Raw genomic sequence first — 12,812 nt, 5'->3', positions numbered from 1 at the left:
ATGAATTATCCCGGTTGCGAGAGAAGAAGAGCAGTTTCAGGGAAATTACTTGATCAGAGCTGAGCAGACCCGCCCCAACTCCGCAAGGGCACCGCGCAAATCCCAATCATCACTATCTCTTGATCCCACAATGTTTGAAACAGTCCGCACCTGACATAGCCCAACCCCGACAAGGGCGCACACATACGCAGCCGCAAAACCTTCCATATTTTCTATATCCGCCGCATGTTCATTTCTGTGTGCGGCAGCACCCTCAGCCGTAGCGGTCACACCACTCACGGTCAAAGACACAGCTTCGGGTAGATTTTCAAATCGGTCAAGTCCTGAATCAACAAGACTTTTTCCAGAACAAAGTTCAATCTCGTTCCAGACAGGCTGACCATCGATCTCCGCAAGGCTGAATCCCAGCCCTTTGGGATCAACATGGTCACCTTTTTTCAACCCGTATTCGGGCCAAATTTCTTTTTTTACCGCACAGGAGGAACAAAGGGGAAACTGTTCAGCATTAAATGTCCCGGCAATTCCAGCCAGCACAACCACGCCCACATCATTTCCGGCCAATGCCCGCCCGAGGGCGAAAGATGTATTAATCACCCCGATTCCGGTTACCAGCAACAACCCGGAACGATCACCGAACATAAAAGGAACAGGAGTGCCCTGCTCCAACCGAGGCAGTTTGCAGACCCCGCCCAGCGCGGCTTTCATTTCCTTGGCTGTTGCCGTAACAAAAAGAATCGGTTTCAAAGACTACAATCTCCAGTTCCTGATACCGGCTTCATCCAGTTCCTTACGGTCAAAGAAGCATTTCACATCAATGATCAAGGCGTTATCAGGATTCCTGAACCAGCTCTTGATGGTATCAAGACCGAGTTCACGATATTTATCGTGGGATACAGCAAGAATAACCGCTTCAAGATCCTTGAAATCATCAAAGGAAGAAGTGGTGATGCCGTATTCCTCAACAGCTTCTTCAGGATCAGCGTAAGCATCGTGAATAAGTACATCCACGCCGAAAGATTCAAGTTCGTCAACAACGTCAACAACCTTGGTGTTGCGCAGATCGGGAACATTTTCCTTGAAAGTCAGACCGAGAATACCGACTTTGGCACCCTTGACCCTGCTGTCGCCGTTGATCATCTGCTTGACTGTTGTGTCAGCGATAAATTTACCCACGGAGTCGTTGATTTTACGCCCTGCAAGGATAACCTGCGGATGGTGACCAATCTCTTCCGCCTTGGTGGTCAGATAGTAGGGGTCAACACCAATGCAGTGCCCGCCCACCAAACCGGGACGGAAGGGCAAGAAGTTCCACTTGGTTCCGGCAGCTTCCAGAACATCAAGGGTGTCGATGCCCATTTTATCAAAGATCATGGAAAGTTCATTCATAAGCGCGATATTAAGGTCACGCTGGGTGTTTTCAATTACCTTGGCGGCCTCGGCAACCTTGATGCAGGAAGCGCGATGGGTTCCGGCTGTGATAATTGAAGAGTAAAGTTTATCCAGCAGCTCGGCCACTTCAGCATCATTACCGGCAACAACCTTGACGATGGTCTGCAAGGTATGCTCGCGGTCGCCGGGGTTGATACGCTCGGGAGAATAACCGACTCCGAAATCCTTGCCGTACTTGAGCCCGGATTTTTCTTCGAGAATGGGAACGCAGATATCTTCAGTAAGTCCCGGATATACTGTGGATTCGTATACAACCACAGATCCGGCAGACATATTCTCGCCAACCATGGTGGAAGCGCCAACTACGGGACGCAGATCCGGGTTACGAGCTTCGTCAATGGGAGTAGGCACGGCAACAATGATTATGCCGCAATTTTTGAGCAGGGAAGCATCGGTGCTGAATTCAACATAGTTATGGAAATCGTCTTCCAAAACCTCAGCAGTGCGATCATACCCTTCACGCAATTCTTTAACGCGCTGTTCGGAAATATCAAGCCCCAGCACTTTAAACTTACGGCCAAGGGCAACTGCGAGGGGCAGGCCGACGTAGCCGAGGCCGACCACCGCAATTGTGGTATTTTTCTTTTCAATGTCAGAGTAATTAATCATAAACTATTGTCCTTTATTGCTTAGATAACAAAATAAGCCTTCAAAAACATTTGTATAATAATTCCGGCCTTAAAATTTAATAGACCAACTCAGTTCCGTTAAGGGTAGACATAACCAACCAGCACATATACATAGTTACTATTATGAATATCGATTGGTCCTTTCTTCTGTCCGCCCTTGGTCTGGCCTTCATTATTGAAGGGATTCCCTATTTTGTTTTTTCTGAGCGCATGCCCAGAATCCTTATTTCAATTATTGAGCGAGGCCCGAGGCAATTACGCATACTCGGCCTGATCGCCATGATATTCGGTTTACTGCTCATCTCACTAGGCCAGTCAATAACCGACCTTTGAGGTTACTCCGCAGGTTTTTCCGCCACATGGATATACACTATCCCGGAAAGTAGCGGAATAAACATCACCCGCCCGAAACCGGCACGACGCAATTCCTCACCGAGACTTCTTTCATCCGGGAAAGCGCGGATAGTATCCGCAAGATATGAATATGCCCCGGAATCACCTGAAACAACCTTGCCTAAAAGAGGCAGAACCTTGTTCAGATAAAAATTGTAAACACCCTTCCAGATTTTCTTGCTTCCGGAACCGAATTCCAGAATACAGAACCGAGCTCCAGGCTTGAGTGTGCGCAGGACTTCTTTATAGCAATCCTCGCGGGGAAGTATGTTTCTGATGCCAAAAGAAATGGTAGCTCCGTCAAGGCAGCAATCCGGCAAAGGCAATACTCTTCCGTCAGCCTGAACAGCTGCAATACTCTCACTGCGGAGAGCATGCTTGCCTTCAAGTTTTTTTGCCTTGCCACAGGCGAGCATCTCATGGGTAAAATCCATGGCCAGAACTTTCACATCCGGGTACTGACGTAGAAGTTCTACAGAGACGTCTAGGGTTCCGGCAGCAAGATCAAGAACCAGACCGTCTTTGCTCGGACGGACCAATTTTACCTGACGGTACCGCCAGTAAATATCCTGCCCGGCACTTAAAAAATGGTTCAGGAAATCATACCACCCGGCAATCCTGCCGAACATGTCCCTGACTTTCTTGCCATGCTCCTGATCAGATACCTGCGCCATCTACTGAGCATCTCCCTTGTCGTCAGCAGCAAGAGTCTTTTCCTGCTCAACGACAGAAGCTACAACATCAGCATGAATGGCACTGAAGTGCTCAGAAAAATTGGAGGGGGAAATTCTTCCGACCTCAATAAATTTTACTACGATTTCTTTGGCGACCTGCAAAGCCTGCTTCTGAATCTTATCCATGGTATATATCCTTGATTAGGCTTGAAAAACCCCGCCCGGTGGGAAATGGCCACAACCTCCACAGGTAGGGGCGCCGGGCGGGTAAAAAGAAGAAAACCTGTTAAGCACCCTTCTTTTGTGAGGCTCTTTAGCATGAGACCTCCAAATAGTCGACCCGCTTTTTGATGCCACCGGCGGCTCAATTAGGACTTAAACCCTTTACAGAAGGGCTTAAGAATCCCAAAACCTTTTATTAAGGATTCGCCGCTGGGACTGGCAAAACCGGGGACGTAGGCTTTTTCTTTTTCCCACGCACTTACTACAAATCAAATCGGTCCGGCAGACATATGTCCGCCGGACCGATCAAAAAAACATTATTAAAAAAAATTATCCTTCAAGTTCACGGGCAAGTGCCGCGATCTCTTCACGGATAATCCGGGCAGCTTCAGCCGGAACAGCGCGCTCAAGCTTATCAGCAAGAAGCTCTTCAACAGAAGCCTTAAAAGACTCCTCAAGCTCACCCTTCATCTCATCAATCTTCTCCACCAGACGCGGGGCAAGGTAATCCTCAATATCCTCGGTCAAGCGGCTTTTGATGCGATAAAAGGCCGGGGAGTCAGGATCAAGTTCCTTTTCGAGAGACTTGCTGACAACCTCTTCCACATCAGGCAGGGCTTCGAGTTTTTCCTCAATCCCACCAAGCCGGGGTTCATGATCTGGAGCTTCGTCAAGGCGCGTTTCAATAGCTGCAATACGCGGATCATGATCAGGAGTCTCATCCAGACGGGTCTCAAGAGCAACCATGCGCGGCTCAAGCTCAGGACCTTCAGCAAGCTTAGTCTCGATAGCGGCAACGCGCTCTTCGGAATCTGCGCGAACTTCACGCAGTCCCAGCTGAACCTGATCGTTAATTTTATCGCTTACTTCATCGGCAGCGGCTGCGGCAATAGCAACAACAGCAGCAGAGTCGGGGCTCAAAGCTTCGCTTAACTGCTGACTAACAGCAGATTCGACTCCGCTATCCTGAGCGACTTTTTCCTCAAGCAAACGCATGTTTTCCGCAAAAGCGGCCAGATTTACTTCAAGGGAGTCAACCTGCGCGATTTTCTCAGTAGCGGATTCAAGGACTTGCTCAAGCACCGCAATCCGCTCAGTCGCATCATTAAGGGAAATTTCAAGAGCTTCAGAACGCTTGGCGGCAGAAGCAGCCTTTTCTTCAAGCTCCTCAATTATCGCAGCCTGTTCACCTGCATCGACCAAACCGTCAGCATCATCGGCTTCAAGTTCAGCATCAAGATCGGAAAAATCTATTTCAGCATCCTCAAGCAGTTCACCGAGATCAAGGTCATCGTCATCTGCACCTAATTCCTCATCACTGACCATTTCAAGGTCGGCGGCAAGATCCACTTCGCCAGCAACAATCTCCGGCTCAGCGACTTCACTTTCTTCAACGGAAATATCTTCTACTACAGGCTCTTCAACCACAGGTTCTAGCACTTCCGGCTCGATAACCTCAGCTTCGGCAACTTCCACTTCAGATACGGTTTCAATGACCGGCTGTTCTGCTGGCTCATCTGTAAGCTCTTCCAATAAATCAAGGCCTTCTTCATGCAGTTCGACCACCTCTTCATGGTCATCGCTCAGCAACCCTTCTATATCTTCATCTGCAAGGATGTCCTCACCCAGATCTCCAAGCTCAACCTTGTCTTCGACTTCACCGAGAAGCCCATCAAGCTCGTCATCTTCGTCCGCGCTGGCTTCATCCAGCAAAGAATCGAGATTTGCAACATCAGAATCTTCTTCGAACAAAGAATCAATATCCTCGGCATCATCTTCGGCAACGGTTGCGTCACCGCCGAGACCATCAATCAAACCGTCAAGGCCGTCAGCGTCAAGTTCGCCGTCCTCAACTCCGTCAGCGGCAAGGACTTCAGCCTCACCGAGATCAAAATCAATATCATCTCCGAGATCAGCTTCAGCTATAGCTTCGTCTGCCGGAGATTCGAAAATTTCTGTTGCTTCTTCAGCAATTTCGCCCAGGTCAAGTACGTCCCCGGCATCTTCTAAAATATCATCAAGTTCAAGGATGTCTTCCCCGGAAGCTTCTTCAACAACATCATCAAGCACAAGGGTGTCATCCCCAGCTTCTTCAACTATATCATCAGGTTCAAGAACTTCATCCCCTGCTTTCTCAACAATATCGTCCAATTCAAGAACATCATCCTCACCGGTCTCAACAACGTCATCAAGCACCAGCAGATCATCGTCACCACCTGCCTCGACAACATCATCCAGCACAAGAAGATCGTCTGAATCATCCATGGTCAATTCAGGCTCTTCAATTTCAAGATCTTCAGAAAAAAGGTCTTCGAGTTCCTGCTCAAAGCTGGCATCAACCTCTTCAGCAACATCATTAAGGTCGAGAACCTCTTCCGTGCCTTTCTTATCCGGTGAATCCGGGGTCATAGACTACCCTCTTAAAAAAAATTTAAAAAAAGGGGGCGGGCAGCCCCCTTTTAATTACACATCAAGAAAACTTATTTCTTTTTCTTGGGGTGGCAGTCACCACACTTGGTGGGACCGGTTGCTTTCTTAGCTTTCTTCAGAGCCTTGTGGCAACCCACACAACTCATGTCAGACTTAGAGTGGAAAGCGGAGTAGAAAGAAGTAGGCTTCTTTTTACCTTTTTTGCTGGTGTCAACGTGACAACCTTCAGCAGAACATTTTTTTACAGCAGCTTTTCCGTCCCATTTGTGGTGACACTTGGTACAGTCAACAGCAGCATGTCCTTTGTGAGAAAAATCAACAGGGGCCTTGGTCATTTTAGCACCAGCAGGTGCCTTCAAAACCATGTCGCCGGGAGCGTCAACAGCGTACAGGCTGGGAAGTGCGAAAGCACAAACCAGAGCAGCTGCTACCATGCAGATAAGCAGGGTCTTTTTCATCCTCAGTTCCTCCTTAGAATAACGTTAACCTAATTACAGTCTCCTTGTGGATTTAATTTAGATAAAAAACCATGTCAAGCACGGTAAAAAAATTTACTTATTAAAATTAGCGGTATCAAATAGTTATCCCGCACAGAATCAGATGTCATACTTGTTGGCATAACCTCGCGGAGTGAGCATTTTTCCCGCGACCTCTCTTGTAGAAGAATTCCCAATAATCAGAACCGTTTGCATATCCACATCACCCACATCAAGTGTATCCAGAGTAACCACCCGTACCTTCTGCTCCTCACGATAAGCCCGGTTCACGATACCAAGCGGAGTGGTCCCGTCACGATATTTTTTTAAAATTTCAACAGCTTCACCTAGATGCCCTGCACGCTTCTTGGAACGGGGATTATAAATTGCAATTACAAAATCAGCAGAAGCAGCAGCCTCCAGTCTTTTCTCAATCTTTTCCCACGGGGTGAGTAGATCGCTAAGGCTGATGGAAGCGAAATCATGCATGAGCGGTGCACCCAGCAAGGCCGCTGCCGCAGAAAAAGCCGGAATTCCCGGCACTACTTCAAAATTTACTTTATCAAACAGTTCCCCGGCTTCAAGCAACTCCATCACCAGCCCGGCCATGGCGTAAATTCCCGGATCACCACTGCAAACCATTACAACATTACGCCCGGAAACCGCGGCATCCACTGCCTTACGGCAACGTTCAACCTCGGCCATCATGCCTGTAGAAAGAACTTCCCGGCCTTCAAGCAGCTCCTGCGGAACCAGCTTCACGTATCCGGTATAACCGACCACGACATCCGCATCCTCAATAGCCTGCCGGGCCTGCGGGGCCAACAGACACTCATCACCGGGGCCGAGGCCGATCACTTTTATGCAACCTTTACTCATACTTTCCTTGCAATTGCCGCAGTCACCCGCGAACTTTTGGTCTTGGGAACCAGAATTTGCGTTGCATTTGCAAGCTTCATTGCCGCCGCTTCGCACACGCCACCGACCCCCATATGTTTCATCACCATGCCCGAAGGATTGGCGACCTCAATTTCATCAAGTTCTGCTGCACTGAAAAACTTCAAATCCAGCCCTAAAATTTCTGCTGCCTCGAGCAGTCCCGCTTCATCACGTTTCGCCTCAATTGATCCCATGCAAAATACGGACTCAATGGCAATCCTATTATCCGCCAAAACGGAAAGAATCAGATCTAGAATCTCATTAGCAGGAACCCCGCGCCGACACCCTACTCCAAGAGTCAAACAACGTGGAAAAAGGGATACCACCCGCTTTGGCAACTCATGGTGACGCCAGTCCACAACAACACCGCAACGAGATTCCGACAACTCTTCAACAGCTTCCACCACATAAAAATAATCACTAATTGCGGATATGTCCAAAAAACCGTCAGGATCGTAAACCGGGATTTTCTCCCCATCCAAAATAGCAGCATTAACATGCTTAATTAAACCGATATCACCAATGATCAGCCCCTGATCACGGGCCAGCAAATCAATGGAAGGAACACCCGCACAATCCGTAGCCGTGGTAATAACAGGAGTAGCTCCGATTTCATCGCCCACCAAACGGGCAAGTTCATTGGCTCCGCCCAGATGCCCGGAGACCAGACTGATGGCAAACTCCCCTTCCTGATCAACAACAACCACAGCCGGGTCCACATCCTTACTTTTCAGGTGAGGCGCAATTATGCGCACTACGATGCCGGAAGCGGCCACAAAAATATGGTTTTCGTATCTGGATAAGTTATCGGCAACTATGTCTTTGAGGGAGGAAAATGGGATGTCGGATTCTGCGGCGTACCGATGCAGCACATAGCAATCAGCCTGCAACGATTTTGCAAGTTTGTGTGCGGTTTCTGTACCTTTTTGAGTAAGGGAGTAAATTGAAATTTTAGCAGGCATGTTTCCCTCCGGGGGCTTAAACTCTTTTGCAAAAGGGTTTAAGAATCCCAAAACCTTTTATTAGGGCTTCGCCATCTGTATATTCGAAGGTCGTATTAAAAATCTGTATGCGAAGCAAACTAAAAGGTTCTGAAGGGGATGGGGTCTGGGGAAGGGGAAACTCTTGCAAGAGTTTCCCCTTCCCCAGCCGTTGGAGACATTCTTAACCTTTAAAGCTTTTAACAGCTTCCAGAGTGGCTTCGTAATCAGCTTCGCTGTGCGCGAAAGAAGTAAAAGTACACTCAAAGCTGGAAGGTGCGAGGTTCACGCCGTTATCGCGCATATGGCGATAGAATTTAGAATAAATCTCGGCATCACCGGTCTTGGCGGATTCAAAATCAGTTACTTCCTGATCAGTGAAGAACAGAGTGAAAATAGAAGCAACATGGTTCAGGGTAATCTTGAAACCATTGGCTTCGAGGGCAGCTTTCATGTCCTGCGCCAGCTTGAGGGTACGTGCTTCAAGAGCATCATAATCCTGCTTCTGGAGCGCACGCAGAGTTGCGACACCTGCTGCCATGGCTACGGGGTTACCGGAAAGTGTCCCGGCCTGATAAACATCACCACAGGGAGAAATACGATTCATGTATTCCTTTTTACCGCCGTAGCAGCCTACAGGAAAACCACCGCCGATGATTTTTCCGAGAGTGGTCAGATCAGGGGTGACGTTGAAACGGGGACCTACGCCACCGGAAGTTACGCGAAATCCGGTAATAACTTCGTCGAAAATCAACAATGCGCCGTGCTCGTCGCAAAGTGCACGCAGACCTTCAAGAAATCCTTCCTTGGGCAGAACGAGACCCATGTTACCTGCAACAGGCTCAACTATAATCGCTGCTATGCTCTTACCTTCTTTTTCAAAGACAGCTTTTACGGCCTCAAGGTCGTTGTAGGGAGCAAGCAGGGTATCTTTTACAGTTCCTTCAGGAACACCCGGAGTGCCGGGAATGGAAAAAGTTGCCAGACCGGAACCTGCGCTGGCGAGAAAGCAATCACTGTGACCGTGATAGCAGCCTTCGAACTTGAGGACTTTGTCGCGGCCGGTTACGCCACGGGCGAGACGCAGTGCGGACATGGTTGCTTCAGTGCCGGAGTTGACCATGCGTACCATCTCAATGGAGGGGACCATTTTGATGATCTCTTCGGCCAGCTCGATTTCACCGGGACAGGGTGCGCCGTAACTTGCGCCCATATCAACGGCCTTGTGGGCTGCTTCTTTGATTGCTTCATAGCCGTGGCCGAGCATCATCGGGCCCCAGCTCATGACGTAATCGATAAGTTCCTGCCCTTCCACGGACCACATGCGGCTGCCTTCGGCCTTTTCAATGAAAAGAGGATCGCAGCCAACAGATTTGCAAGCGCGGACCGGGCTGTTAACACCGCCGGGAAGCAGTTCCTGTGCCTTATTAAAAAGTTCAGATGATGAAGCCATGAAAAACTCCTTATGATGCGCTTCGCGCTTTTTTAATAAAATGAAGCCTCCGGCGGCCCTCCGGGGGCTTAAACCCCTTTCCAAAAGGGTTTAAGAATCCCAAAACGTTTTCGTAGGGCTTCGCTATTGGAGACGGCAGATTGTGCGTGGGGAATATGATTTTGTGCTCCCCGTAAAATTTATTTCTTTTCGAAATAGACCATGGAGGTCTTTTTGAGTTCTTTCAGACTGCGCAGGGTACAGTGATCGGTAATTCCGGTCTGCTCTTCAAGTTCAGCCACAACATTTTTACAATCGTCCGGTCCTTTACCGTGGATCATCGTATAAAGGTTGTACGGCCAGTCTTCATAAGTGAGACGCAGGTAGCAATGGCTGATTTCAGAACGCGCAGCCATGAATTCGCCGACCTTTTCCGGCTCCTGATCTTCAGTTACCCGCCATGCGACCATGGCATTTGCGCCGTATCCGGCCTTCTGGTGACGTAGAGTCGCCCCGAAACGGCGGATAATTTTGTCATCTTTAAGACGGCTTAAAAGGTCAAGCACTTCCTGCTCGGAACACCCCACCTGCTCAGCAATATCTGCGTAAGGTGTTGCACTCCATGAAAGATTAGTTCCCGCCAGAGCCAGAATATTATGTTCAAGTTCAGTAAATTTTTTTGCCATATCCCATCCTTGATCTTTTCTTTAGTCAGCCAGTGATACCCGCATATTGTTTCATCCTCAAGTGTTGAAGCCGAAATATTTGTTTTACCGATTCTGTCAAAAAAGACGCGTTATTTTCTGACTTAAGTCATAGATTTAAAATCATGATTATGAGATATTGGCAGTAGTGCAATCTTTTTATTTTCCAATTGAAAGAATGCAAGCTCCACTTTAATTAAAATAAATCAAGAATTTGAAACAGCCCCAGACAACATGGATAATTCAAGCAATTAACTATTTCTAAAACATCAATAATCAAAAAGGAGGAAGCACAGCCAATCTAATAAAATAACACTTTTACAAAAGAAGACTAATGAGGCCAAAGCAAACTTGTAGAGAGAGGTGTCTATGAACTTTAACTCGATTCTACGGTTCTGTGCACTGGCAAGTGTAACAGTTGCTGTGGTGATGGGTGTGTATCTGGTCCAAGAGTCCAAGGCCACATCATACATGTCCAGTGACCCCACAGCCTGTATCAACTGCCATGTTATGGAGAGTTATTACACTACATGGCAGCACAGTTCCCACGCTCAACGCGCCACCTGCGTTGATTGTCATTTGCCGACAGAAAATTACGTCGACAAATACGCGTCTAAAAGCCGCGACGGATGGAATCACTCTGTCGCCTTCACATTGAGCACATACGGAAAACGCATGCTCATCACAGAGGATGGTGCCCGCCGTGTTCAGGAAAACTGCATAAGATGTCATTCCAGCTTTTCGAAAACACTCATCAAGAATGTTGACCGCTACCATGCGTTTGACAGTGAGTCATTGGGGAAAAGAAAATGCTGGGATTGTCACCGCTATGTCCCGCACGGAAAAGTGCGCAGTATTGATGCCGCACCTGTAAGACTTGGTGCAAAGTGGACTCAATAATATTCTGGAGATGAATGGGGGAACAATGAAGAAAAATACTATAATACTAGTGGGGGCTCTAATTGCAATAGCCTTCATGACCTACATGCTGCTTTCAATCAATACCAAGAAATCTGAACAAGTTTTACTGAGTACAGCTCCTGTCATTAAAGCAGAAGGAGTGGAAGCCAGAAGCGACATCTGGGGCAAGGAATATCCTCGCCAATATGATACCTGGAAAAAAACCAGAGACAGTAACAAAATTGAAGATCTGGTGGAAAAATATCCCCAGCTGGCAATTCTTTGGTCTGGTTACGGTTTCGCCAAAGACTATAATGCTCCTCGCGGACACTTCAACGCTCTGCAAAGCAACATCAACACCCTCCGCACAGGAGCACCTACGGGTCCCAACGACGGCCCGATGCCCATGGCATGCTGGTCCTGTAAATCTTCTGATGTTCCGCGCATTATGGAAAGAGACGGTGAACTTGAATATTTCACCGGGAAATGGGCAAGAATGGGTAACGAGATTGTGAACCCCATCGGCTGCGCAGACTGCCACAACAGTCAGACAAGCCAGCTTGAGATCTCACGACCTTACCTTAAACGCGGCCTTGAAGCGAGCGGCAAAAAACTGGAAGATCTTACTTTTCAGGAGATGCGTTCTCTGGCCTGCGCCCAGTGCCACTCTGAATATTACTTCAAAAAGACCCCTTACACCGATAAGGCAGGCAACAAGCAGATTGCCGCTGTAGTTACCTTCCCGTGGGCCAAGGGCCTCGCTGCCGAAAACATGGAAGAATACTACAACGAATATGGATTCAAAGACTGGACTCACAAGCTGAGTAAGACTCCCATGCTTAAAGCCCAGCATCCCGGTTATGAAATCTTCACCACCGGTATTCACTACAAGCGCGGCCTTTCCTGCGCGGACTGCCACATGCCTTACGTTCAGGAAGGCAGTGTAAAATTCTCTGACCACCAGATTCAGAGCCCGCTCAACAACATCGCAAACTCCTGCCTGACCTGCCACCGCCAGAGCGAGGAAGAGTTCAAGCAGATTGTAGAAGAAAAACTGAAGCGTAAAAACCAGCTGAATGTTATCGCCATGAACAGCCTTGCTAATGCGCACCTTTTAGCCAAGAAGGCATGGGAAGTAGGCGCAACCGAAGCTGAAATGGAAAAGCCCATTAATACCATTCGTTCCGCACAGTGGCTCTGGGATTACTCCATTGCCAGCCATGGTTCTTTCTTCCATGCTCCCGGTGAAACCCTGCGCCTTCTGGGTGTAGCAAACAACAAGGCCATGCAGGCCCGTCTGGAACTTCAGAACATTCTCGCAAACCACGGTGTAACCAATTACGAAGTGCCTGACTTCTCCACCAAGGAAAAGGCTCAGAAGCTTGCAGGCGTTCCCTTTGATAAGCTCGTTAAAGAGAAAATGAGATTCAAAAAAGGATTGGTTGTCGAATGGTACGATGAAGCTGTGAAAGCAGGACGTTTAGATAAGAACTGGTGGAAGATTCTGCCCGACAACACTGCTTATCCGCAAAACTAAACCGACTCCATTGGTATCACAACCTGAGCCAACTGGGTTGCCGTAAG

Annotated in this window: 13 protein-coding genes; 3 read left to right on the top strand and 10 right to left on the bottom strand. The window is 48.2% G+C overall.

Annotated elements, in window-relative coordinates; translation table 11 throughout:
• Positions 1–45: 45 nt before the first annotated feature.
• Together mqnB and D0S45_07360 are read right to left on the bottom strand one after the other, a co-directional pair.
• Positions 46–744 (bottom strand): futalosine hydrolase, encoded by a 699-nt coding sequence (mqnB, locus tag D0S45_07365; protein TIH17465.1) that lies wholly within the window; start codon positions 742–744, stop codon positions 46–48.
• Between the two features lie 3 nt (positions 745–747).
• Positions 748–2,058, bottom strand: a complete 1,311-nt coding sequence (locus tag D0S45_07360; protein ID TIH17464.1) for a nucleotide sugar dehydrogenase — start codon at positions 2,056–2,058, stop codon at positions 748–750.
• Between the two features lie 143 nt (positions 2,059–2,201).
• Between D0S45_07360 and D0S45_07355 the strand changes: the two genes are divergently transcribed.
• A complete protein-coding gene (locus tag D0S45_07355) occupies positions 2,202–2,411 on the top strand; it encodes a DUF2065 domain-containing protein (GenBank protein TIH17463.1) in 210 nt (69 codons plus the stop codon).
• A gap of 2 nt (positions 2,412–2,413) precedes the next feature.
• On the opposite strand, the gene D0S45_07350 is transcribed toward D0S45_07355, so the two are convergent.
• The 8 genes from D0S45_07350 to D0S45_07315 all read right to left on the bottom strand — a co-directional run bounded on the left by D0S45_07350 (position 2,414) and on the right by D0S45_07315 (position 10,310).
• Entirely contained in the window at positions 2,414–3,145 is a 732-nt protein-coding gene (locus D0S45_07350) for a ubiquinone/menaquinone biosynthesis methyltransferase (GenBank protein TIH17462.1), read from the bottom strand.
• Positions 3,146–3,331, bottom strand: a complete 186-nt coding sequence (locus tag D0S45_07345; protein ID TIH17461.1) for a hypothetical protein — start codon at positions 3,329–3,331, stop codon at positions 3,146–3,148.
• 366 nt (positions 3,332–3,697) lie between these two features.
• Positions 3,698–5,776: a hypothetical protein gene (locus tag D0S45_07340; GenBank protein TIH17460.1), complete on the bottom strand. Its 2,079-nt coding sequence runs from the start codon at positions 5,774–5,776 to the stop codon at positions 3,698–3,700.
• A gap of 71 nt (positions 5,777–5,847) precedes the next feature.
• On the bottom strand, positions 5,848–6,255 hold the full coding sequence (locus D0S45_07335) for a cytochrome C (GenBank protein ID TIH17459.1): 408 nt from the start codon (positions 6,253–6,255) through the stop codon (positions 5,848–5,850).
• Positions 6,256–6,393: 138 nt separating this feature from the next.
• Complete coding sequence (cobJ, locus tag D0S45_07330; protein ID TIH17458.1) at positions 6,394–7,152, bottom strand: precorrin-3B C(17)-methyltransferase; 759 nt, start codon at positions 7,150–7,152, stop codon at positions 6,394–6,396.
• Positions 7,149–8,174 carry a cobalamin biosynthesis protein CbiG gene (locus tag D0S45_07325; GenBank protein TIH17457.1) on the bottom strand — a complete coding sequence of 342 codons (1,026 nt, stop codon included), beginning with the start codon at positions 8,172–8,174 and terminating at the stop codon, positions 7,149–7,151. Before D0S45_07325 ends, cobJ begins: the two co-directional genes overlap by 4 nt.
• 202 nt (positions 8,175–8,376) lie before the next feature.
• Complete coding sequence (gene hemL / locus D0S45_07320; GenBank protein ID TIH17456.1) at positions 8,377–9,645, bottom strand: glutamate-1-semialdehyde-2,1-aminomutase; 1,269 nt, start codon at positions 9,643–9,645, stop codon at positions 8,377–8,379.
• A gap of 179 nt (positions 9,646–9,824) precedes the next feature.
• Positions 9,825–10,310, bottom strand: coding sequence for an Lrp/AsnC family transcriptional regulator (locus tag D0S45_07315; GenBank protein ID TIH17455.1), 486 nt, complete (start codon positions 10,308–10,310; stop codon positions 9,825–9,827).
• A 387-nt stretch (positions 10,311–10,697) separates the two neighbouring features.
• Between D0S45_07315 and nrfH the strand changes: the two genes are divergently transcribed.
• Positions 10,698–11,228, top strand: a complete 531-nt coding sequence (gene nrfH, locus D0S45_07310; protein TIH17454.1) for a cytochrome c nitrite reductase small subunit — start codon at positions 10,698–10,700, stop codon at positions 11,226–11,228.
• Between the two features lie 25 nt (positions 11,229–11,253).
• Positions 11,254–12,765 carry an ammonia-forming cytochrome c nitrite reductase gene (locus tag D0S45_07305; GenBank protein TIH17453.1) on the top strand — a complete coding sequence of 504 codons (1,512 nt, stop codon included), beginning with the start codon at positions 11,254–11,256 and terminating at the stop codon, positions 12,763–12,765.
• Positions 12,766–12,812 lie beyond the last annotated feature (47 nt).

Source organism: Marinifilum sp. JC120 (genome assembly GCA_004923195.1).
GTDB lineage: Bacteria > Desulfobacterota > Desulfovibrionia > Desulfovibrionales > Desulfovibrionaceae > Maridesulfovibrio.
This window is presented reverse-complemented; position numbering and strand designations above follow the sequence as displayed.

Bases quoted from the DNA above. Each gene is read 5' to 3' on its own strand.
- D0S45_07325 (TIH17457.1), bottom strand. From the start codon at position 8,174: ATGCCTGCTAAAATTTCAATTTACTCCCTTACTCAAAAAGGTACAGAA.
- D0S45_07335 (TIH17459.1), bottom strand. From the start codon at position 6,255: ATGAAAAAGACCCTGCTTATCTGCATGGTAGCAGCTGCTCTGGTTTGT.
- D0S45_07360 (TIH17464.1), bottom strand. From the start codon at position 2,058: ATGATTAATTACTCTGACATTGAAAAGAAAAATACCACAATTGCGGTG.
- D0S45_07315 (TIH17455.1), bottom strand. From the start codon at position 10,310: ATGGCAAAAAAATTTACTGAACTTGAACATAATATTCTGGCTCTGGCG.
- cobJ (TIH17458.1), bottom strand. From the start codon at position 7,152: ATGAGTAAAGGTTGCATAAAAGTGATCGGCCTCGGCCCCGGTGATGAG.
- hemL (TIH17456.1), bottom strand. From the start codon at position 9,645: ATGGCTTCATCATCTGAACTTTTTAATAAGGCACAGGAACTGCTTCCC.
- D0S45_07340 (TIH17460.1), bottom strand. From the start codon at position 5,776: ATGACCCCGGATTCACCGGATAAGAAAGGCACGGAAGAGGTTCTCGAC.
- D0S45_07355 (TIH17463.1), top strand. From the start codon at position 2,202: ATGAATATCGATTGGTCCTTTCTTCTGTCCGCCCTTGGTCTGGCCTTC.
- D0S45_07345 (TIH17461.1), bottom strand. From the start codon at position 3,331: ATGGATAAGATTCAGAAGCAGGCTTTGCAGGTCGCCAAAGAAATCGTA.
- nrfH (TIH17454.1), top strand. From the start codon at position 10,698: ATGAACTTTAACTCGATTCTACGGTTCTGTGCACTGGCAAGTGTAACA.
- D0S45_07305 (TIH17453.1), top strand. From the start codon at position 11,254: ATGAAGAAAAATACTATAATACTAGTGGGGGCTCTAATTGCAATAGCC.
- D0S45_07350 (TIH17462.1), bottom strand. From the start codon at position 3,145: ATGGCGCAGGTATCTGATCAGGAGCATGGCAAGAAAGTCAGGGACATG.